Origin of the sequence: Beijerinckia sp. L45, from assembly GCF_009765775.1 — a bacterium.
GTDB lineage: Bacteria > Pseudomonadota > Alphaproteobacteria > Rhizobiales > Beijerinckiaceae > RH-AL1.
In genome coordinates this window covers 1,324-23,142 of record NZ_LMUU01000097.1, presented here as the reverse complement: position 1 = coordinate 23,142, position 21,819 = coordinate 1,324, and the positions used below count along the sequence as shown (strand labels likewise).

The following is a 21,819-nucleotide window of genomic DNA, read 5'->3' as shown; positions in this document are numbered from 1 at the left end:
CATGATCTGGCTGGAGGATTTCGCGGCCCTCGCCGGCACCGGCAATTTTTCCCGCGCCGCCGTGCTGCGGCACGTGACGCAGCCTGCCTTCAGTCGCCGCATCCGCGCGCTGGAGGACTGGATCGGCGTGCCGCTGTTCGATCGCGAGGCGCAGCCTGTCACCCTGACAACGGCGGGTCGGCGCTTCGAGCCCGCGGCGCAGGACATGCTGCGGCGCATCGCGCAGACCCGCGACGACGTGCGTGAGGCGGCGCGAAGCCAGACCGCGGCGCTGCGCTTTGCCGCCACCCACGTTCTGTCCTTCACCTTTTTTCCCGCCTGGTTCCACCGGCTCGAGGACGGCCGCGCGCCGACCACCGTGCATTTGATGTCGGACAGCTTTTTGGCCTGCGAACAACGGATGCTGCTGGGTCATGTGCAGTTTCTGCTGTGCCACCATCACGCCGCCGCGCCGACGAAGCTCGACGCAGCACGGTTCCCGTCGGTCGAAGTCGGCACCGACGCGCTCTGTCTCGTCGCGGCGCCCGCGACCGCGCAGGCTGCGTCGGCAGCGCCCCTGCTCGCCTATAGCCCGGAGTCGGGACTGGGCCGGATCGTCGCCGCAGCCGGGCGGCCATCAGCGGATGCGCGACCGGTGTTCACCTCGCATCTCGCGGCGGCATTACGGACGGTGGCGCTGGACGGGCGCGGCGTCGCCTGGCTGCCGTTGAGCCTGATCCAAGCCGACCTCGCCGCGGGAACGCTGGTGCGCGTCGCACGGCCCGATACCGACATCACCTTGGCGATCCACGTGTTCCGGCCGGCGGTGGCGCAGGACAAGGCGGCCGAGGCGTTCTGGGACCGTTTATGCGACGGTGAAACGCTCTCGATAAACGCTCATTCGGCGACGGAGCGGCCTGTCAGCAACGACGCCTGACCGCGAAGGCGCTCGGCCGCGCTCATGCTGGGCATGCCGCTCGGCACGCCTGCAATCTGCCGCCCTTCGAGCGGCGGGGGAACCAAAGAGGTGAGGAAAAGCAGAACGAGATAGGTCGCGACGGCAAGCGCGCCGTAACCGACGCATCGACGAAGAACCTTGGACATCGCACGCTCTACAAGTTGAAAGCGCAATGCCGCGCGTTCCGGAAACGCCGAAGCTCCGCTTTCGTTCGTCGCCTTCAATCAATTTTTTAATGCTCTCGCGAGGCGTGGTTAACCCTCGGCGTTTCCTGGCCCAACCACCGCGAACATTGCGCCCTGCGGATCGAGCGCCTGGGCGATCCAGCTGCCGCCCGGCACCTGGATCGGGCCGTTGAGCACCTGCCCGCCGCCGTCCTTGATCCGGATGACAGCGGCCGCCGTATCCTCGACATTGAAGTAGAAGATCCATACCGGCACTGGAAAGTTCGGCATCTTGGTCATCATGCCGCCGACCGCCTCGCCGCCGGTGGCAAAGAGCTGGTAGATGCCCATCGGCCCCATGGCGTGCGGCTCACCCTTGGTCCAGCCGAATTGCTCCGCGTAGAAGGCGAAGGCGTCGTCTCCGCTGGCGGCATGGAGTTCGTGCCAGCCGACATGCCCAGGCGTTCCCGCGGCGGCGTCCAGCGCCTGCTGCCTGCCGGACGGCGTGAACAACGTGAAGGTCGCACCCTGCGGATCGTGGACCACGGCGAAACGCCCGACGTCGGGGATGTCCTCGGCCGCGCGATGCACGCCGCCGCCCGCCGCCTCGAGCCGGGCCACGGCGGCGTCGACATCGTCCACGCCGATATAGCCGATCCAGCTTGGCCGGGCGCCAGCATCGCGCGCCATCTGCGGGAGGTCCATCGCGCCGCCGACCGGCGTCATGCCGGCGCTGAGGATCGTATAATCGCGGTCGGCGACGCCGCCCGAGGCTGTGCCCCACCCGATCACGGCGTGGTAGAAGGCGAGCGCGGCTGTCTTTTCGGTGGTCATCAGGTCGTACCAGACGAACTTGCCCTGTGCGGCCATGCATCCCTCCCCTGGTGTCCGCGTCGATCGCGGCGCGTGCCGGCTTTCAAGCCTTGCATTCGTTAAAGAGTTGATATCAACGTAACGCGATCATGTCAAAGGCGCCGACCATGCCCTACGCGGCTACGCTGCACGTCCGCGACGCCTGCCTGTGCCTGCATTTGCAGCGCGCGGCGCGGGCCCTGGCGCGGCATTTCGACGAGGCGCTCCGCCCGGCCGGCCTCACCAATGGGCAGTTCTCGCTTCTGATGGCGCTGAACCGACCGCAGCCGCCGGCGATCGGGGCCGTGGCTGCGCTTCTGGCGATGGACCGCACGACGCTGACCGCCGCGCTGAAAGTACTGGAACGGCGCGAGTTGATCGCAATCGCGCCGGCCCCGGACGACAGGCGCAGCCGCCTGCTTAGCCTGACCGCAGCCGGCATGGCCGCCCTGGCGCGGGCGATGCCGATCTGGACACGCACGCATGCGGCGCTGGAAGGGAAGCTCGAGGACGTCGGTCCCGACGCCTTGCGTGCAGCGCTCCGCATGATCGCGGCCTAGCGTGGGGCGACCGGGATCCAACCATCGTCCGCCCTGGAAAAGGCCAAGTGCGGCGACTGGAAGACAAACGACACTTTTTCGAGCGCGTCCGGCGCCTGCGCCGCAAGCAGGCCGCGCCAGTGCTGGCCCTGGCTCATCGCGAAGGCGAGGCCGACGACCACCGCGCCCGCCGCCCGCAACACGGCGAGCGCGGCGACCGCCGTGGCGCCGCTGCTGATCGTGTCGTCGACGAGCAGTACGCGACGCCCCGCCAGCAACGGGATCAGGTTGGGATCGACGTAGATCGGCCGGACCGCCGTGGTTGTGATCGACGCCGCCTGCGCGGAAAAGGCGTCGTCGTACCAGAATTTTCGCGAGGTGCCGAAGGGCACGAAGCGGTCCTGCCCCAGCGCCCGGGCAATCGGCGGAGCAAGGGCGAGGCCGAGCGTCGGCAGGCCGACGACCACGTCGACCGCCAGATCCCGGACCTGCGCCACCATATGGCCGGCCAGGGCATCGATAACCGTAAAGGCCGCATGGTTGGCAATGAACGAGGCCACGGCGCGCTCGGAATCGTCGGCGCGCTGGCGGATCGGCAGTTTGAGCCAGCGGCCGTCGGGCAGTTGCACCGGAAAGGCGAAGCGATAGGGCGCCTGCGTTTCGACAGCCGGCAGGTGGTCGTGGAATTGCTGCCAGAAATGCGTCGTCGGCTCGGTGTGGTTGCTGCGCGTCATGGGATACTCTTTGGGATGGTCCGCCGCCCCCGCATGATCTGGGCCATGGGCCGTGGCGAGCCTGGCACGCTTCTAGCTCGCGATTCCACGGCCAGAGACACACCGTTGGGGATCGAACCATGCCGACACTTGACCGACCGGACGGCACGCTCGTCTACGACGTGACCGGCAGCGGACCGCCGCTGTTTCTGGTCACCGGCCTCGGCGGATCGCGCGGCTACTGGAGCAACCTGCTCCCGCAGCTGGCGGAAAAGTTTACGGTGGTCACGCACGACCATATGGGAACAGGCGAAACGCGCAGCCGGCGCACCACGCATCGCGTCGAAGCGCTCGCCGCCGACGTCACGGCGCTGATGGATGATCTCGGTATCGCCAAGACCCACCTCGTCGGACACTCGACCGGCGCCGCCGTCGGACAGATCATGGGGCAGGACTGTCCGGAGCGGCTGGACAAGCTTGTCCTCTACGCCGGCTGGGCCGGCCCCGACCCGTTCTTCGATCTTTGCTTCGTCACCCGAAAAATACTGCTGACGAGCAGCGGTATTGAGGCCTACCACCAGGGCTCGCCGCTCTTCCTCTACCCGCCGCGCTGGATTTCCGAGGACGGCGACCGCCTGAAACGTCTGATCGCGATGTTCATCGCGACCTCGCCTCCGGCCGCAGTCATGGCGGCGCGCGTCGACATGCTGCTTGCCTTCGACCGCCGCGCGCGGATGGGCGAGATCGCGGTGCCGACGCTGGTGCTCTGCGCCGAGGACGACTTTTTGACGCCGATGCATTGTTCCGAAGAGCTTGCCGCCGGCATTGCGGGCGCGCGCTTGGCGAGGCTGACCTACGGCGGCCACGCGGCATCGCAGACCAATGCCGCCGATTTCCTCGCGGCGTTGAATTCGTTTCTATAGGAACGGTTTTGGCCCTGACTTGTGCCCGCGGCGTCAGACCAAGCGATGCGCGCATCAGCAAGGTAGCGGCCGTTCGGCAGGTTCGTTGACCTGCCGAACGGCTCAACCGCAAACGGGGCCTTGGGGGGATCAGTTTTGCGGCCGGCGGACAGAGCCATCATCGCGGCCGCTAGCCAACACACAGAATTGTGTGATGGCAAACCCTGATTGATGTGGCGCCACACCAATACCTGACCGTGAGACGGCGCTGCTCAAATGAAAACAAGACTCTAGCGGAGTCTCGCACCGTCGGTTCGAGCGGCCCGGCTCACAGTCTAAAATATTATTTATCCTCGTCGGCGAGGCTCTTCAACCGGTACAGCGCGGCCATCGCCTCGCGCGGACTCAAGACATCGGGGTCGATCGCGGCAAGGGCGTCACGCAGCGTGTCGCATGCGTCATCCGGCGGCGGTGGCGCGCTGGCGGCGGCCGCGGCGAACAGCGGTAGGTCGGCGATGAGGCGGGCGATCGGCGCCCCGCGGTCGCCGGCTTCGAGTTCGGCGAGCAGCGCCTTGGCGCGCTTGACCACCGCCGCCGGCAGACCGGCGAGTTTCGCCACCTGGATCCCATAGGACCGGTCGGCGGCGCCCGGCACGACCTCATGCAGGAACACCACGTCGCCATGCCAGTCGGCGACGCGGGAGGTGAGATTGACCAGCCGGTCGAGTCGCTTCGAGAGCTGCGTCAATTCGTGGAAATGGGTGGCGAAGATCGCCCGCGAGCGGTTCTTCTCGTGCAGGTGCTCGATCACCGCCCAGGCGATGGACAACCCGTCGAAGGTCGCGGTGCCGCGGCCGATCTCGTCGAGGATCACCAGCGACGCCGGCGTCGCCTGGTTGAGGATCGCCGCCGTCTCGACCATCTCGACCATGAACGTGGATCGCCCCCGCGCCAGATCGTCCGCCGCGCCGACGCGGGAGAACAGCCGGTCGACGATGCCGATCGTGGCCTTGCTGGCGGGCACGTAGGAGCCCATCTGCGCCAACACAGCGATCAGTGCGTTCTGCCGGAGAAAGGTCGACTTGCCGGCCATGTTGGGGCCGGTGACGACGGCGATCTGCCCGCCGCCTGCCCCCATGCCGGTCTTCGCCGACAGATCGCAATGATTGGCGACAAACGGTTCGCCGAGCACCCGCAACGCATCTTCCACCACCGGGTGGCGGCCGCCCTCGATGGCGAAGACGCCGGAAGTTTCGATTTCGGGCCGCGTCCATTCGCGGCTGGCGGCGATCTCGGCAAGGGCGGCGGCCACGTCGATTTTGGCGAGCGCCTCCGCAGCCGCCGATATCGTCTCGGCATTCGCCATGATGGCGGCCGCGAGCTCGTCGAACAGGGCGTTCTCCCGCGCCAGCGCGCCCTCCCCGGCCGAAGCGATTTTGGCTTCCAGAGTCGCGAGTTCGGCGGTGGAAAAGCGCATCGCGTCCATCATCGTCTGGCGATGGATGAAGGTGGCGTTGAGCGGCGCCTCGACAAAACGCTCGCCGAGGGCCTGCGGCACCTCGACGAAATAGCCGAGCATGTTGTTGTGCTTGACCTTGAGCCGTTTGGTATCGGCCTGCTCGCAATAGCGCGTCTGTAGCGCGGCGATGACCAGCCGGCTCTCGTCGCGCAACGCCAGCATTTCGTCGAGCGCGGCGTCGCGGCCGGCACGGACGAAACCGCCGTCCCGGCGCTGCAGCGGCAGGGAATCGCCAAGCGTTTCCGCAAGGCTGACGGACAAAGCCGCATCCGTGGCCGCCGCTTTTTTGCGGGCGGCAACGAGAAGCGTCGGCGGCGGCGCTTGCGGAAAGCCATCGTCGTGGAGCAGCGCGGCGAGCGCGCGCGCCGCCTCCAAACCGTCCCGCAGGGATGCAAGATCACGCGGCCCGGCGCGGTTGAGCCCGACGCGCGACAGCGCACGCGCGAGATCGGGCACGCTTTTCAGCAGGCGCCGGATATCGGCGCGCAGCGCGCGGTTCTCAACGAAGAAGCTGACCGCGTCGAGTCGCGCCTCGATGGCTGCGCGGTCTGTCAGCGGGTTCGACAGATGCGCGGCAAGCAGACGGTTGCCGGCGGGCGTCACGCAGCGGTCGATCGCGGCGAGCAGCGAGCCTTCGCGGGTGCCGGCGAGCGTGCGCGTCAGCTCGAGATTGGCGCGCGTCGCGGCATCCACCTCCATGTGGCTCGCCCGGCTCGTCCGGCGCGGCGGATGCAGGTTCGGCTTGGCGCCGCATTGCGTGCGATCGAGATAGAGAATCGCGGTGGCCGCGGCCGCGATCTCGGCTGAAGTCAGCTGGCCCAGGCCCTCCAGCGTGGCGAGGCCAAAAAAATCCAGCAGCCGGCGTTCGGCGGAGCCCGGCTCGCGCCCGAGTTTCGTGACCGGCGCCTTGCATTCCGCGAGCACGCGGGCGACATCGGGTAGCGCGGCGATGGTTTCGGGGACCACGATTTCGCGCGGGTCTATACGGCCGAGTTCACCGCCGAGGTTGAGCAAAGGCGTGTCGCCGACCTCGAAGGCGCCTGTGGAAATATCCACCGCGGCGAAGCCAAACAGCCAGGGACCGTCGGCACTCTTCACCCGCGACAGCGCGAGCAGCCAGTTGGCGCGATCCGGCGCAAGCAGGCGGTCTTCCGTCAGCGTGCCCGGCGTCACCAGCCGCACCACGGCGCGCTCGACCACCGATTTGCCGCCGCGCTTCCGCGCTTCCGCCGGGTCCTCGATCTGCTCGCAGATGGCGACGCGGTTGCCCTGCTCGATCAGCCGATGCAGGTATTCGTCGGAGCGGTCGACCGGCACGCCGCACATCGGAATGTCCGCGCCCTCGTGCTTGCCGCGTTTGGTCAGCACGATGCCGAGCGCCTTGGCCGCGATCTCCGCGTCACCGAAGAACAGTTCGTAGAAATCGCCCATGCGGTAGAACAGCAGCGCATCGGGATGCGAGGCCTTGATACCGAGGTATTGCACCATCATCGGCGAGGGCTTTGTCGCGACGTCGGGGACGACGGCATCCTGGTTGAACGGCGCCTGATCGCGGTCGGTTTTACGCATGGATACCGAGCGCCGTCATTCCAGGACGCGCCAATGGCGCGAACCCGGAACCGGTGCGCACCGACATTGCTGCTGTCCACCTGTAACATTCGCGGTAGCGGCACACCGGTTCCGGGTTCGGCTTCGCCGCCCCGGAATGACGTAGCAGATCGTAGTGGCGCATCACACCGTGACCTGGGCGCCGAGCTCGACCACCCGGTCGGATGGAATCGAAAAGAAGTCCGTGGCATTCGCCGCCTGCTTCGACAGGGCGACGAAAAGATTGTCCTGCCACAGAGGCATCCCCGACGTTGGCGACGTCTTGATGGTGCGCCGGCCGAGGAAGAACGAGGTCGTCATGATGTCGAACTTCAGACCGGTCTTGCGCAGCGAGGCGAGCGCTGCGGGCACGCGCGGACTTTCCATGTAGCCGTAATGCAGCACCACTTTGGTGAAATCGTCGGAAAGCTTTTCGATCTCGTAGCGTTTCGACGCCGGCACCCGCGGGGTACCCTCGGTCTTCACCGACATGATCAGCACGCGCTCGTGCAGCACCTTGTTGTGCTTCAAATTGTGCATCAGCGAGGACGGCGCGGTGTCGGCGTGATTGGTCAGAAAAATGGCCGTGCCCGAAACGCGCGTCGGCTTGGACTTCTCCAGCATCTTGATGAGTTCGAGCGTCGGGATCGAATCGCGCTGCGTCTTGCGCACCAGCAGCATGTTGCCGCGCACCCAGGTCCACATGATGACCATCGAACAGAGCGCGAGCAGCAGCGGCACCCAGCCGCCTTCCACCACCTTGACCAGGTTGGCCGCGAGGAAGGCGAGATCGACTACCAGGAACATGGAGATGAAGGCGAGTGCGCCCCACAGAGGCCATTTCCACATCTTCCACACCACCACGAAGGCGAGTGCGGTGGTCACCACCATCGTGCCGGTCACGGCGATGCCGTAGGCATTCGCCAGATTGCTGGAGTTCTTGAACAGCAGCACCAGCGCGAGCACCCCGATCAGCAGCATGCGGTTGACGCGGGGAATGAAGATCTGCCCCTCCTGCATCTCCGACGTATGCAGGACCAGCATGCGCGGCAGCAACCCGAGCTGAATCGCCTGACGCGCGATGGAGAAGGCGCCGGTGATGACGGCCTGGCTGGCAATGACGGTGGCGACGGTCGAGAGCAGGACGAGCGGCAGCAGCGCCCAGCCGGGTGCGAGCAGAAAGAACGGGTTTTCCACGGTCTTGGGATCGGCCAGCACCATCGCGCCCTGGCCAAGATAATTCAGCAGCAGGCACGGCAGCACGAAAGCGAGCCAGGCGATCTGGATCGGGAAGCGGCCGAAGTGGCCCATGTCAGCATAAAGCGCTTCGGCGCCGGTGACGGACAGGAATACCGAGCCCAGCACGATGAAGCCGAGAAAGCCATGGCCGAAGAGAAAACACAGCCCGTTCAACGGATTGAACGCGGCAAAGATTCGCGGCGCGTCGCCGATGTGGATGATGCCGAGAAGGCCGATGACGACGAAGAACACCACCATGATCGGCCCGAAGAAGGTGGCCACGCGTGCCGTGCCGCTCTGCTGCACGAAGAACAGGGTGACCAGGATCAGCACGGTGATCGGCAGGACGTAGGGATCGAACACGGGCGTAATGAGGTCGAGGCCTTCCAGCGCCGACAGCACCGAGATCGCCGGGGTGATGATCGCATCGCCGGAAAACAACGCGGCACCGGCGACGCCGAGAAAGAACACCGCCGCGGACCGACGCCCGAGCGCGGTGATCGCCAAGGCCATCAGAGACAAGGTGCCCCCTTCGCCCTTGTTGTCCGCACGCATCAGGAACAGCACGTATTTCGCGGTGACGGTGAAGAACAGCGCCCAGACAAGCAGCGAGACCGTGCCAATCACCGTGCTGTCGTGGAGCCCGACGGCCTTGGAATGGGCGAGCGATTCGCGCAGGGCGTAAAGCGGGCTGGTGCCGATATCGCCGTAGACCACGCCGATCGAACCAACCGCCATGGCCGCTAGCGAGGCCTTGTGCGGATGCTGCATGTCGGCCGCCGGCGCGTGAGTCTTTTCTGCCGCCGATCCGGGGACAGGGTCCACCGGGATCGGAGCAGCCTCGCCCGCGATGTCTTGCGACATATTCATTCCTTCAGACGAGGCTTGGGCAGCGCCCCGACCTCTCGTTTCCAAAGCCGGTATATCGAATTGGTAGGATGAGGAGAAGGGCCACGGTGCGGCATGATTCGACAACTTGCCCAAACGGAATGCGCCACGCGCCGCCGCCGGATCCCCAATGGAAACGCCAGATCGCTCAAGAATCTGCCTGCGCTATGCGACGAATAAGGCAAAATGTGCCTCCTTTTTGTCCACATTGCCGGCCAACGCCGCGAAGAGTGCTATCTTTGCAACTAAAAGGCATTAGTGATTTCAAGATCTTGCTTCGAATGACGAATTTCTGTTTCCTAAGGCTTCATTCCTGGGGGGATTAGTTCGTGGCAACTCGACGTCTTTTTAAATCCGTTCTTCTGTCGTGTTCAGCGGCCTTTGCTCTTTCTGCCGCTCTGTCGACCGCTCACGCCGCCGATCTGGCACCGACGCCGGTTGCGCCTGTCGCCCCTGCGCTTCCGACCTTCAGCCTGTTCGACGGCATTGAATACCACGCGCAGTTCGAAGGCGGCATTCTCGGCAATGCCTCGAACTCCGCCAACGGACAGAACATCGGTCACCTCTACACCGATCGGTCCAACACGCCGCAGATCAACCAGGCGCTGCTCACCGTCGCCAAAAACATCGACCCGAAGGCCACGGGCTACGCCTTCGGCTTCACGGCGCAGGCTTTGTTCGGCTCGGACGAGCGCTACAACCACTTCCTCGGCTTCGCCGACAGCAACATCACCGGCCGCAACCAGTTCGGTCTGGTGCAGGGTTACGGCGCTGCGCATCTGCCCTGGTTCACCGAAGGCGGCGTCGACCTGAAGGTCGGTCTCTACAGCTCGCCGCAGGGCTACGAGACGCTCGATCCGAGCACCAACCCGTTCTACTCGCACTCCTACACCTACAACTACGCGGTGACCTTCAACCACACCGGCATTCTCTCGACGACCCACGTCAACAACACGCTCGACATCTGGCTCGGCGTCGACACCGGCAACCAGACGACTTTCGGCGGTGGCGATCCCAACCGTCAGATCGCCGGCTTCGTCGGCTTCGGTTTGAACCACCTGTTCGAGGACAAGCTGACCGTTTTGGCGCTGTCGCACATCGGCCCGGAGCAGTCGCTGCTGGTCGACCCGAACGCCAAGAGCGATCTGCGCTACTACAACGACGTCGTGCTGACCTATAAGATCAACGACGATTGGACCTCGGTCACCGAGCTGAACTACACCAAGGACGAGTTCGGCAACGCGCCGGGCGGCTTCTCGACGACGGGCATCCCGCTGCCGACCGGCTCCGCGTCCTACTACGCCATCGCGCAGTATTTCGGCTATGCGCTGAACAAGGAAGTCACCCTGAACGCTCGCGGCGAAGTGGCGCGTGACGACAAGGGCTTCTTTGTCGCCAACTTCCCGGACAACCTCGGCCTCGTCCGCGGCGAAAAGGGCCTGCCCGTCGCCAACCCGACCCTGCTCCCGGGCCCGACCACCTATGGGGCGATCACCCTCGGCCTGACCTACAAGCCGAGCAACCTGCCGAAGGGCTTCGCCCTCGTCATGGTGCGTCCGGAAATCCGCTACGATCGGGCGCTGAGCAACAACTCGCCGTTCATCGTCAACTCGAACACCGGCGCCGCGCACAAGGATCAGTTCACCTTCGGTGGCGACGTCACCATCGGATTCTGATCCAACCAATCTTGCGAAGACGAAAGGCCGGCGCGCAAGCGACCGGCCTTTTTGTTTGCCGGCGCCTCCGCGTTTGCGAGCGCAGCGACGCAAACCGGACGCACGGGCCCGGGGCTCGACCTGCGAAGGCCGCCCGGGCCGGTCGGCGTGTTGACCCCGCAAAGCGATGATGGTTGTCGATGCCCTGCGGTGGGCCAGAACGGCGCTGCGATTCGCCGAGGACATCGTCATGCTGCAGGTTCTTCTCCCCGCGTTCCTCGCCGTTGCCGCGGGCGTCAGCATCGTGATCCAGCAGGCCTTGAACGCCAATCTGCGGGCCGCGCTCAACTCGGCCGCGTGGGCCGGCTTCATGAGCTATGCCGTCGGCGTCGCCTGCATGGTGACGGTCGTCATGGCTTTGCGCGATCCCCTCCCCTCCGCCGCCGTGGCCCGGACGATCCCCTGGTGGGGATGGAGCGGCGGGATGTTCGGCGCGATCTTCGTCGGCCTCGCGATCTATCTCGTGCCGCAACTCGGCGCCGCGACATTCCTCGCGTTTCTCGTGTCGGGGCAGATGCTCGCGTCGGTGACCTTCGATCACTTCGGTTGGCTCGGCCTCGCGCAGCGGCCCGTCGACCTGGCGCGTCTCGCCGGCGTCGCCCTCCTCATCGGCGGCGTGGTGCTCATCCGTCGCTAGAGCATCGCCAGCGGGCGCCGGCGGCGATCCGCAACAGGACGGCCGCCCCGCGACGTGATGTCCGATCCGCAGCTTGGCGCTGCTCTCGACTCGCGCCCGCGCTTGGGTGACACTCACGGGACGCCGGCACCCCTGGCATAGCGATTGCTCGTGGACTGCCTTCTGAAACAGCAGGTTTTACAAAGCGCATGACGCAGGACGTCCAACTCAGCATTCGCGGCATGCGCAAAAGTTTCGAGCGCAAGAAGGTCATCACGCCGGTTCTCGCCGACATCAGCTTCGACATCTACGAGCGCGATTTCGTCAGCGTCATCGGGCCGAGCGGCTGCGGCAAGACCACCGTGTTCAACATCATCGCCGGCCTTCTCGAGTCCGATGCCGGCACCATGGTCTACCGCGGCGAGACGGTCAGCAGCCTGCGCGGGCGCATCGGCTACATGATGCAGAAGGACCTGCTGTTCCCCTGGCGCACCGTGCTGCAGAACGTGCTGCTCGGCCTCCAGGTGCGCGGCACCCCGCTAAAGGCCGCGGAAGACACAGCCCGGGAGTATCTCGCCCGTTTCGGCCTCACCGGCTTCGAGAACGCCTTTCCCGCGACGCTGTCCGGCGGCATGCGCCAGCGCGTGGCGCTGATCCGCACGCTGATCATGGACCCCGACATTCTCCTCCTCGACGAGCCGTTTTCCGCGCTGGACTACCAGACAAGGCTCTACCTCGAGGGCGTGCTGCTCGACGCGGTGGCTTTGTTCAACAAGACGGTGATTCTCATCACGCATGACATCGACGAGGCGGTGGCGCTGTCGAAACGCGTGGTCGTGCTCTCCGGCCGCCCGACCTCCGTGAAGGCCGAGCACGTCATCGAGATCGACCGGCGAACCCCGATCGACGCGCGCAGCGATCCGCGTTTTTCCGACTATTTTCATACGCTCTGCGGCGAACTCGACATCCAGACCCGGAGGGATGCCGCGTGAGCATCGCCGTCACGACGAAAGCCACGCGCAAAGAGGCTGCGGCGGGCGCCATCCGCAAGCCGCGCCGCGCCAACCTGTTCGACACCGCGCTCGGCCGCGCGGCGCTGCAGATCCTCGCCGTCGTCGCCGTGCTCGGCGCCTGGCAGATCGGCGCCAGCCAGGGCTGGATCTCCGCCTTCCTCGTCGGCGCGCCGCTCGGCATCGGCGCCGATTTTTTCTCCGGCATGGCCGATGGGTCGCTGCCCTACGACACCTGGATCACCTTGTATGAGGCGATTCTGGGCTTCGTCATCGGCACCATCCTCGGCTCCGCCGTGGGCCTCAGCCTGTGGTATTCCGTGTTCCTCGCGCGCCTCACCGAGCCCTTCATCGTCGCGCTGAACAGCGTGCCGAAAATCGCGCTGGCGCCGATCGTCATCCTCTGGTTCGGCACCGGCCTCGTCTCAAAAGTGGCGCTGGCGGTGTCGATGACCGCGCTCGTCGCGCTCATCGCCGCCTATCAGGGCGCCAAGGACGCCGACCGCGACCTGCAGAGCCTGATGGTCTCGATGGGCGCCAACAAGCGGCAGGTGTTCTTCGGCGTGGTGGTGCCCTCGACGGTGCCGGTGATCATCTCGACCTTCCGCATCAACATCGGCTTCGGCCTCGTCGGCGCGGTGGTCGGCGAATTCATGTCCTCCAAGCGCGGCCTCGGCCACATGATCTACGAGGCCTCCGGCCTCTACGATCTCAACACCGTGTGGATGGGCCTGTTCATGCTGATGGCGCTGGGCTTCGTGCTCTACCACCTCATCGACATGGTCGAGCGCCGCCTGCTGCCGTGGAAGCTCGACAGCGGCCGCCAGCAGATCCAGATCTGATCTTTCCCTAGGCTCCACGCCCTTCGCTTCAAAGGACCACCCCTTGTTTGCTTCCAAACGTTCCGCCTTCTTCGCCTCGGCGACGGCTCTTGCCCTCCTCGCTGCGCCGCTCGGTCAGGCGCAAGCCGCGACCAAAGTGGTGATCACCCAGGCCTTCCAGTCGGTGTTGTACCTGCCCTTCTACATCGCCATGGACAAAGGCTTCTTCGCCAAGCAGGGCCTCGAGGTCGACAAGGAGACCGCGGGCACGCCGCCGGCCGCGCTGTCGGCCGTCATCTCCGGCAGTGCCGATTTCTCGATCCACGGCCCGGAATGGACGGCGATCGCCGCCTCCAAAGGCGCGAAAGTCGACATCATCGCCGCCATCGTCGGCGGCGCCGCGGTGTGGATCGCTGCCACGCCGGACTTCGACTTCAAGGACGTGCAGAGTTTCAAGGGCCAAAAGATCGTCACCGGCATGATGCCGACGACCAGCACCTCGCTGTTCCTCAACCTGCTGAAGCAGAAGGGGATGGACGGCAAGACCGAGGTCGACCAGATCCCCGTGCCGATCGGCACCGAGCCCGGCCCCTTCCTCGCCGGACAGGCCAAGGTCGCGGTGATGTACGAACCCGGCCTCGACCAGGTCGTCGCCAAGGGCATGAAGGTGGTCTTCGGCTTCCCGAAAGCCTTCGGTCCCTACGCCTTCTCCTCGCTGACCGCGCGCGCCGACGCCGATCCGGTGAAGGCGCAGGGTGTCGTCAACGGGCTGCAGGAGGCGCTGACATTCATCCAGGCCAATCCCGCCGAAGCCATCAAGATCGCGCAGCAGGAATTTCCGAAACTCGAGCCCAGCGTCGTCGAGGCGGCGGTGAAGCGGATGATCGCGGAAAAGGTCTACCCCGCAACCGTCGAGACCACGCCGGACGCGCTGATCACCGCGATGAACACCCAGATCGGCCTCGGCAACCTAAAGGCGCAGCCGGTCTATGCCGACTTCGTGGTGCAGACCTACGCCAAGAAGGCGATCGGCAAGTAACGCAAGACGCCGTCCGGCGACACAGGCGAGGGCCGCGGTCGACGGACGGCGACACAGACGGAGCCCGAGATCAGCGGACGGCGACACAGGTTTGGCCCGTGTCGCCGTCGGATGACACGGGGTTTCATTGCCGCGAGACTTCCTCGGCAAATAAGAGAGCCGCGATATCATCCCGGGGCGCGTCCGTCACGACGCCAGGATCTACAGCTTCAGTCTACCGCCGACCTGATCGTCGCCGGGTGATCGACGGGAGATGGTTCTGACCTACGCGGAGTTCGCGCCCATCTTATATGAACGCCTTGCAAACTCGAAAAGCGCGAACCTAGCTATACTGTTCTAAAGGCTTGTAGGCCCACACAGAAATTGCTTATAATGTATAGAGATTCGCAAAACTAAATCTTATTAGCGCGATAGCGCATTTAGCGGACGTTCACCATGGCTCCAGAGCCAGAAATCGATCTTCGGCCAAAAGGACGCTGGCCTGTAAGTGCTATCGTCTTTATAGGGAAGGCGTGGCGTCTTCTTTCCGGCGCGACATCGACAATCGTCAAAGTATTCTTTGGATTTGCCTTATTTATCATGGGCCTTTTCTTCTTGGCGAACATTGCCGTTTCGACGCCGCGCGTTGGCGCCTATCGCACGCTTCATCCATCTTTAGCAATTTGCCAGGCCGGACTTGATCAGGGGTGGACGATCCTTTCCGAGACTGATCCGGCGCGTGCAAAAACTGAAACGACAGACGACAATGGCTGTGTTGACCCGAGCAACGATGAAGACGATGCTATTGCGAAGGATCCCGCTTGGGCAACACGGTTTAGATGTGCGCTTCAACACCATGTGGTGTCCTCTTCAACGTCAGCACATACTTTAGATTATTATCTCGGCTTCCTTGAATTCAATGAAAATGGCGATCCCTATCCTCTCATCGAGACCGATGATCGCGGTAACGATCGTCCGCCTGTGCCGGATATTCTCAACCTTGAACATCAGGCCGGCCCGACTCCCATCATCACCCAACTCGATGCGCTCAGAAACCATCTATCGCAGGGCTCTAATTATGTGATCGTGTTCATTCATGGGTGGCAGCACAATGCTGACATCGGCGACAACAACGTTGCCGATGTCCGCCACTACGCAGCCCACGTCGCGCGCTTTCTAAAAAGACGATGCGAAACAGAGCAACTTTACTGCGACACGAAAGTGACCGCGATCTATGTCGGCTGGCGAGGCGCGCGAGTGGATGAGACCGCGATGCGGAGGCGGCTCGGACGAGATCTCGGCACCACCTTCGGGACTTTGGCGGCCATTACAACTCTGTTTGATCGAAAACCGGTGAGCGAGCAGGTGGCGCCTGGCGCCATATCGGCCCTACGGGCTATTGAGCGGACCCTCTGGCCGACGCAGCCCAACGGCGCACCGAGCCCCAATTTTAAGACGAACAAGATGATCGTCTTCGGGCACAGTCTCGGCGGCAACATGCTCGCGACAGGTCTGCAGGATGACCTCGTCAAAATGGTTCATGAACATCGGAGCGGGACGCATGTTCCACCGGTCCTCGGCAACCTCGTCGTTCTCGTCAATCCGGCGACAGAAGCGGCGAAATGGACGGCGCTTCAACGCGTGGTCTGGGACCGCATCCCGTTCCATGTCGACGAAGTCACGTCGATGGACGATGTCGTGAGCGGCCACACGTTTTTTACGGCAGACCAGAAGCCGATCGTCGTCTCGGTGACATCTGCGCTTTCTTTTCCGCCCGCTGACTTGCGCAAAAGCGACTGTGTCTGGTTGGCCTGGAAGGCCAAGAGTTCTGACAAACAAGAATTTTACAAAAAGATCGGCAAGGGCGACGACGCGCCTGATTATGACTGGGCGACACAGGAGCTTTTTCCGACGTTCAAATTCGATTTCCGGCCGCTGTCCTTGATGTTTGAACGCTGGGAGGCGGCAATGCAAAATCAGCCCCATGCGCCGGGCCAGAGTTGCGACCTATGGCACGATCCGACACCTTGGGAATGGGTTAAGTCTCGTCCCGCGCATTGGCTTTCTCTCGGCTTTGCCACATTCCCCTTCCAGAACACAAATCAGGAAATGTCGCACACGATCGGTCATTTGGATCCGCCGCGCCCAGCCGATGGTTTCCCGACGGACTTTGCTTATTCCTCGGCGGCCCCGTTCGGCACGACCCACGAACTGTTTGGTCTCTCCGACCGAGGTAAGGAAATGCATCATCCTTACGCGACGCTTGCCGATGCCGCGATCGAATGCGAGCCGGCAAATCGCTGGCTGATCCGTGCTCGAAAGGCGGAGCAAGTCAAACCGAATGGGACGTTCTGGGACAGCCAGACCCTCAAGCCGTCCGAGCCGAACGCGGTCGGCGAAGGGGCGGCAGCGGCGGAGTTTCGCCACGGCGCGCGATTGTCGGGGGCGGCAGCCATCACGCGGGCCAACGATCCCTTTTGGAACATGCGAGCCTACGACACCGCCTTGGCCCGCCACGACGGCTACCGGCTCAGCTCGTTCATCTGTGCGATGAATCAGCTTGTCATGGACGACATCACAGGGGCACCGCCCACGCTTCCCAGTAGTGAGGAGCAGACCGGCTCGCTGCCGACGCAGCCATAGGCGGCAGCCCGGTTCAAGCCGAAGCCGACGACTTGGCGCAGGTGCAGTTACAGCGTCAGGCCGCCGCCGACCTGCAGCGTTTCGCCGGTGATCCAGGCGCCATCTTCCGACGCCACGAACGCCACCGCCGCCGCGATATCCGCCGGCACGCCGAGCCGGCCGAGCGGCGTACGCCCGATGAACTGATCCTTGGTCGGCTGGTCCATGCCGCTCGTACCTTCGGTTGATGTCAAACCCGGCGCAATGCCCACCACGCGGATGTTGCGTGGCCCGAGTTCCACCGCCAGACCGCGCGTCAGCACATCCACCGCGCCCTTGGTCGAGGAATAGACCTGCGCCTGGACCATCGGCGTTTTGGCGACGCCCGAGCTAATGTTGACGACCACCCCGCCCTCTTTCGGAAACACCCGCGCCGCCGCCTGCGTCGCCAGGATCAGCCCTTTGACATTCAAGTTGTAGTGCTTGTCGATGAGCTCCGGCGTCGCGCTGTCGAGGCCGCCGAAAATGTAGAGCCCGGCGTTGTTGACGAGGATGTCGACCGTCCCGAAAGCGTCAAGGGTCTTGTCGAACAGCGCCTGGATCTGCGCCGGGTCGGCAATGTCCGCCCGCACCGCGACCGCTTCGCCGCCGGCCGCCTTGATCTTGGCGACGAGCGCCTCGGCCTCCGCGACGCTGCGCGAATAGTTGACGACCACCTTCGCGCCGTCCGCCGCCAGCCGTTCGGCGATTCCCGCGCCGATGCCTTTCGAAGCCCCAGTGACCACCGCGACCTTGTTGCTGAGCTTACCCATGATGCACTCCCATTAATATGATGATTGTCATATGAAGGGTCGGGGGCGGCAAACAAGAGGTCGGTGCCTGTATTTTTTGAAGCTGACGAGGTCTGGAATGGGCTCTTTCAAGACGGGGCGTGGCTTGCCACGCAGCGGAACACGCCTTCACTTCAGAAGTCCGGGGCCCGCGGAATGTCTGAAACGAAATCCTCGGCTTCCTGTTTGGCGAAGGCCAGCGACGAGATGTGCGGGCGCAGCAGCGGCTGGATCTCGCCCAGTTTCACGACGTGCTCTTTGCTGGGATCGAACGACTCGGTCACGTCGCGCATCTTGAACCGCTCGATCAAAAAATCGCGCCCACGCTGCGTCGCCTCGCCCTGAATGCTGATGGCCAAACCCGGCGTCGGCGCCGCCGAAGCTTTCGCGCCCATAGACCCGAAGGCGACGGTAAAGCTGTCGCCGAAGGCGCGATCGAGATCGAACCGCTCGAAGCGCGGCGCGAGAATATCGACGAGGGCGGCCTGATAGCGCTCCGTCGCCGCCATGAGCCGCTCCTTCGCCGCTTCGGCATTCTGTCGCGACTGCCGGACCGCCGCCTCCAGCGCGGCGAGATAGGTTTTTTTCGCTTCGAATGCGTCCGAGCCGGGACTGACCAAAGGCATGAGAACGTCGCCGTGCTCGAGCGGAAAGTTGCGCGGCAGCCACATGGCGGGGAGATCGTCGAGGGCTCCTTGCTCGATCTCCTGGGTTTCGAGCAATTCGTCGAACGCGGGGCCGATCGTCGTATCGACCGCCACGCCCCGCTGTTCCTCATCGGTCAGCGTCAAACCGAAGTTGTAGTGATAGGCTTGGTTGCCGATGGTCATGATGTCGTTCATGGCGCCGCGAAGATCGACCTTGTCCGCCAGCACCGTCAAGGCCGCCTTTTCCAGCTTGTCGCGCGGTCCGCTGTCTTGCGGACGACGCCGATCGAAGTCGTCCCGAATGCGCTGCCATTCCGCGGTCGAAATATTGGGGAGCCCAAGGTTCGCAGGATCGTGTCCGAAAGCACGATGCATCAGCTTCGTGAAGCCGTAGGACATGTCGTAGTTCGGCCAGCTGCGCGCCATGTTGGTGTAGAACGCGGCGTGTGCGACACGCTCCCAGACGCGCGAGAACGTCGGCCACTCCGTGGACTCCACCAATTGTTTGTAGGACGCATTATTCTGCTTGGCCATGCTCTGCGGCATTGCCGCAAGCGCGTCGCCATCCCGTGTGCGCGTGAGGATGCGGATGAAGCCCGTCGTCAGCATCGCCCGCAGCAGACTATTCTCGTTGTAGAGGGCTTTCCGGGCAACGGGATGATTGACGAGATAGCCGTCGTTGAAATAGATGCCGCCGCCGAAGAACAGGTTTTTGGCGATGATCCGGTTGAAGAAGTCGGCGCTCGCATAGTCGTTCGAGTACCGCATCATCACGTCGTCGAGCAGCCCGGTGTAGGTGCGCTGCTCGAGATATTTTGGGTTGTCCTGAGCGGCCGTCGGTGTCGCTTCGCCGCCGCCCGCATGTCTAACGCTGGCCGGCGCGTCGCCCATGCGGCTTAAAAACTCCGGCCCGGAACGCAGAACGACTCGAACATCTCGCGGATGATGATCAGAAGCACCGGCCCGCAGGGCACGCCCATGATCGAGGCTCCCGGCAGGAGATCCAGCAGCAAAACCGCGATCTCCACATGCGTCCGCATCGGGCGCTCCCGCAGGAGCTTGTGATACAGCTCCGTGCCGCAGATATGTTCGCGGATCCTCGGCAAAATACGGATGAAAATCGTGCGCCCGGAGTCGACCCGCCCCTCGGCATCGTCTTCGTCGAGGCCGAAGGTTTCCGGCGGCAGCAGAGCGTAAAGCTCATCCGTCGACAGGTGCTCCCATCGATCCATATGGCTTTTAATCGAGTCGTCCATATCCGAACCTGCCAATGCGTCGGCGAAATCCAGCTTGTCGCAATCGATAGCATAGGCCGCTTTCAAAAGTCGAGTGCTCTCTGTAACAATTGCGCGCTTCACGCGAGCCCTGGCGATGCATGAGGTCTATGCGGCGTATCTCGAACACCCGATCGGCGTCGTGCCGATCGATCTGCAGACCTGGCGGGGCACGACGCTCGTGCCGACGGCCGTTCGTGCGGCACAGCGGCTCGTTGCCGGCGCCAAGGGCACCGTGGCGCCCGACGGTGCTGCCCTCGCGGTCCTGGAGGACGGTCGGATCGTTGCGCTGTTTTGCGTACCCAACGACGACATCCAGGTTTTCGCCGCTCCAACCGGCGCGGTCGGCTTTGTCGCCACGATGTCGGAAGGCTTTTTGACCAGCTTGTTTTCGGTGCTCGCTGGCCTTTGGACGCAGCCGGGCGTGATGGCCGGCATCGGCCACGTCGCGCCGCTGGCGAAGCCAACCGCCTTCCCCGACCTCGCGCCAGGCCTCGAACACCTTGCCTGGAGCCTTCAGACACAGCGCGAGAGCCGCAACGACAGACGACCCGAGAGCCTGGAGCGGGCCGATTGGCTCCGGCTCGCGCGCTGTGCCACGCGGGAGATCACCGGGCCCATTCTCAACGATCGCCTCGCCGCGATGGATCGGACGCGCCGAGCGCTTTTCGAGGCGAGTTTTCTGGCGGCCGTGAACTTCACCTGGCTGCACGAGCTCGCGCATATCCTGCGCGGTCATCTCGATACGACGGTCTTCAGACAGCGTCGTCTCGATATGGCGGAAACCACGCCTGCCGTCGAACCGGCGATGCCGGCCGCCGCGCCTGCCGCACCAGACGTGTCGACGGCGACCCTGTCGGCCTTCCACTACGGGGCCGAAGTCGAGGCCGACGCCTGGGCGGCGCGCCGCCTTGCGGCACAACGCGAACACGGCGGCGACGGCGACAGGATCTGCGCCCGCCTCATCGGCATCACCGCCGTCTTTATTCTGCTGCACGGCAAGAACGTGCTGCTGGACCAGCCCGACCACGCCCTAAAACACCCCCCGATCTGGTATCGCGCCATTCTGACGATGCGCAACGCCGCCCCGCCCTCGCAGTTCGAGCGCATCCTCGGCGAGCTCCAGGCCATCGCCGACGTGCACCCGCTGTTTGGCGAATGGCTCGACCCCATCGCGCGCGGCGACGGCTTTCGCGCTACAGCGACGCTGGAGGCGAAAGTGGTGGCGGAGTTCGAGCCATGGATCGCGGAACTGGCCGGCCTGCGGCAGAGCTTCGCTTGCGCCCAGGATCGCTGACCGATCTCCTGCTGCGCCATCTCGGCGAGCAGAACGACATCCTCTTCCAAATCCGAGAGGCCGAAACGCCGGCTGAGTACCTACGCATCCGTGATATGATCGGCCGAACCATGGGCGCAATCAGTGCCGACGCGCTCCGCCCGATCTTCGCCGAACACCCCGACTTGAAGCCGGATTATTTGCGGTGAGAAGAGCGGGCGGCGGCACCGGGCACCCCTTCTCCCATGTATGGGAGAAGAGCCTGCCCCGAACTTGATCCGGGGTGGCCACGCGAAGCGAGGTCGGATGAGGGCGATGTCGGAAGAGTCCGCACCAGGACGGCGGCTCCCGCCTAGCGCCCTCATCCGACCTTCGCTCACGCGAAGGCCCCCTTCTCCCGCATCGGGAGAAGGAGCACGCCCGCCGCGCCGGCAGAGCGATCCTTGAACGCAACGGCCGACCCGAACCCGCCCTGCTTTTTCTGTCAATGATCGGCGACCGCCGAAGGCGGCGGGGCTTCGCCCCGTCATTGACAGAAAAAGCAGGGTGGGTTGTCCTGGTAGCCGTGGGTTTAAGGATGGGGGCTGCGCGGGCGGCGCGGCTGCGACAAGAGCAGGCATGCAGCACGCGACAGCGAAAGCCCTCACTGA

The 21,819-nt window shown here is 64.3% G+C and carries 19 protein-coding genes; 11 read left to right on the top strand and 8 right to left on the bottom strand.

Annotation, left to right across the window (positions count from 1 at the left end; genetic code table 11):
- Positions 1 to 916 (top strand): LysR family transcriptional regulator (locus tag GSQ79_RS10115; RefSeq protein ID WP_158808594.1); only part of this gene is annotated, 916 nt, incomplete at its 5' end.
- On the opposite strand, the gene GSQ79_RS10110 is transcribed toward GSQ79_RS10115, so the two are convergent.
- The gene (locus GSQ79_RS10110) at positions 877 to 1,083 is read right to left on the bottom strand and encodes a hypothetical protein (protein WP_158808593.1); all 207 of its coding nucleotides are present in this window, start codon (positions 1,081 to 1,083) and stop codon (positions 877 to 879) included. The genes GSQ79_RS10115 and GSQ79_RS10110 overlap by 40 nt on opposite strands.
- A gap of 108 nt (positions 1,084 to 1,191) precedes the next feature.
- Positions 1,192 to 1,971: a VOC family protein gene (locus GSQ79_RS10105; protein ID WP_158808592.1), complete on the bottom strand. Its 780-nt coding sequence runs from the start codon at positions 1,969 to 1,971 to the stop codon at positions 1,192 to 1,194.
- Positions 1,972 to 2,063: 92 nt separating this feature from the next.
- On the opposite strand from GSQ79_RS10105, the gene GSQ79_RS10100 reads away from it, so the two are divergent.
- Positions 2,064 to 2,513 carry a MarR family winged helix-turn-helix transcriptional regulator gene (locus GSQ79_RS10100; protein WP_158808591.1) on the top strand — a complete coding sequence of 150 codons (450 nt, stop codon included), beginning with the start codon at positions 2,064 to 2,066 and terminating at the stop codon, positions 2,511 to 2,513.
- Here the strand turns inward: GSQ79_RS10100 and GSQ79_RS10095 are convergent.
- A complete protein-coding gene (locus tag GSQ79_RS10095; protein WP_158808590.1) occupies positions 2,510 to 3,226 on the bottom strand; it encodes a phosphoribosyltransferase in 717 nt (238 codons plus the stop codon). The two genes, GSQ79_RS10100 and GSQ79_RS10095, sit on opposite strands and share 4 nt — an antisense overlap.
- 119 nt (positions 3,227 to 3,345) lie before the next feature.
- On the opposite strand from GSQ79_RS10095, the gene GSQ79_RS10090 reads away from it, so the two are divergent.
- Complete coding sequence (locus GSQ79_RS10090; protein WP_158808589.1) at positions 3,346 to 4,128, top strand: alpha/beta fold hydrolase; 783 nt, start codon at positions 3,346 to 3,348, stop codon at positions 4,126 to 4,128.
- A 322-nt stretch (positions 4,129 to 4,450) separates the two neighbouring features.
- On the opposite strand, the gene mutS is transcribed toward GSQ79_RS10090, so the two are convergent.
- Together mutS and GSQ79_RS10080 are read right to left on the bottom strand one after the other, a co-directional pair.
- Positions 4,451 to 7,117, bottom strand: a complete 2,667-nt coding sequence (mutS, locus tag GSQ79_RS10085) for a DNA mismatch repair protein MutS (protein ID WP_246725242.1) — start codon at positions 7,115 to 7,117, stop codon at positions 4,451 to 4,453.
- Between the two features lie 240 nt (positions 7,118 to 7,357).
- Positions 7,358 to 9,223 carry a potassium transporter Kup gene (locus tag GSQ79_RS10080; protein ID WP_246725241.1) on the bottom strand — a complete coding sequence of 622 codons (1,866 nt, stop codon included), beginning with the start codon at positions 9,221 to 9,223 and terminating at the stop codon, positions 7,358 to 7,360.
- A gap of 446 nt (positions 9,224 to 9,669) precedes the next feature.
- On the opposite strand from GSQ79_RS10080, the gene GSQ79_RS10075 reads away from it, so the two are divergent.
- The 6 genes from GSQ79_RS10075 (at position 9,670) to GSQ79_RS10050 (ending at position 17,163) form a co-directional block, all read left to right on the top strand.
- Complete coding sequence (locus GSQ79_RS10075) at positions 9,670 to 11,016, top strand: outer membrane beta-barrel protein (protein ID WP_158808586.1); 1,347 nt, start codon at positions 9,670 to 9,672, stop codon at positions 11,014 to 11,016.
- A gap of 229 nt (positions 11,017 to 11,245) precedes the next feature.
- Positions 11,246 to 11,692: a DMT family transporter gene (locus GSQ79_RS10070; RefSeq protein ID WP_158808585.1), complete on the top strand. Its 447-nt coding sequence runs from the start codon at positions 11,246 to 11,248 to the stop codon at positions 11,690 to 11,692.
- A 188-nt stretch (positions 11,693 to 11,880) separates the two neighbouring features.
- The gene (locus GSQ79_RS10065; protein WP_158808584.1) at positions 11,881 to 12,663 is read left to right on the top strand and encodes an ABC transporter ATP-binding protein; all 783 of its coding nucleotides are present in this window, start codon (positions 11,881 to 11,883) and stop codon (positions 12,661 to 12,663) included.
- Positions 12,660 to 13,523: an ABC transporter permease gene (locus GSQ79_RS10060; RefSeq protein ID WP_246725240.1), complete on the top strand. Its 864-nt coding sequence runs from the start codon at positions 12,660 to 12,662 to the stop codon at positions 13,521 to 13,523. The genes GSQ79_RS10065 and GSQ79_RS10060 overlap by 4 nt, the downstream gene beginning before the upstream one ends.
- Positions 13,524 to 13,566: 43 nt before the next feature.
- Entirely contained in the window at positions 13,567 to 14,541 is a 975-nt protein-coding gene (locus tag GSQ79_RS10055) for an ABC transporter substrate-binding protein (protein ID WP_246725239.1), read from the top strand.
- A 435-nt stretch (positions 14,542 to 14,976) separates the two neighbouring features.
- Positions 14,977 to 17,163 (top strand): hypothetical protein, encoded by a 2,187-nt coding sequence (locus GSQ79_RS10050; RefSeq protein ID WP_158808583.1) that lies wholly within the window; start codon positions 14,977 to 14,979, stop codon positions 17,161 to 17,163.
- Between the two features lie 47 nt (positions 17,164 to 17,210).
- Here the strand turns inward: GSQ79_RS10050 and GSQ79_RS10045 are convergent, their stop codons facing one another.
- The 3 genes from GSQ79_RS10045 to GSQ79_RS10035 form a co-directional block, all read right to left on the bottom strand.
- Positions 17,211 to 17,954 carry an SDR family NAD(P)-dependent oxidoreductase gene (locus GSQ79_RS10045; protein ID WP_174243188.1) on the bottom strand — a complete coding sequence of 248 codons (744 nt, stop codon included), beginning with the start codon at positions 17,952 to 17,954 and terminating at the stop codon, positions 17,211 to 17,213.
- Between the two features lie 152 nt (positions 17,955 to 18,106).
- Positions 18,107 to 19,510, bottom strand: a complete 1,404-nt coding sequence (locus GSQ79_RS10040) for a hypothetical protein (protein WP_158808582.1) — start codon at positions 19,508 to 19,510, stop codon at positions 18,107 to 18,109.
- A gap of 5 nt (positions 19,511 to 19,515) precedes the next feature.
- Entirely contained in the window at positions 19,516 to 19,875 is a 360-nt protein-coding gene (locus tag GSQ79_RS10035) for a hypothetical protein (RefSeq protein WP_158808581.1), read from the bottom strand.
- A gap of 115 nt (positions 19,876 to 19,990) precedes the next feature.
- On the opposite strand from GSQ79_RS10035, the gene GSQ79_RS10030 reads away from it, so the two are divergent.
- Positions 19,991 to 21,190 carry a hypothetical protein gene (locus tag GSQ79_RS10030; RefSeq protein WP_158808580.1) on the top strand — a complete coding sequence of 400 codons (1,200 nt, stop codon included), beginning with the start codon at positions 19,991 to 19,993 and terminating at the stop codon, positions 21,188 to 21,190.
- The gene (locus tag GSQ79_RS10025) at positions 21,172 to 21,378 is read left to right on the top strand and encodes a hypothetical protein (RefSeq protein WP_158808579.1); all 207 of its coding nucleotides are present in this window, start codon (positions 21,172 to 21,174) and stop codon (positions 21,376 to 21,378) included. Before GSQ79_RS10030 ends, GSQ79_RS10025 begins: the two co-directional genes overlap by 19 nt.
- The last annotated feature ends 441 nt before the right edge of the window (positions 21,379 to 21,819 follow it).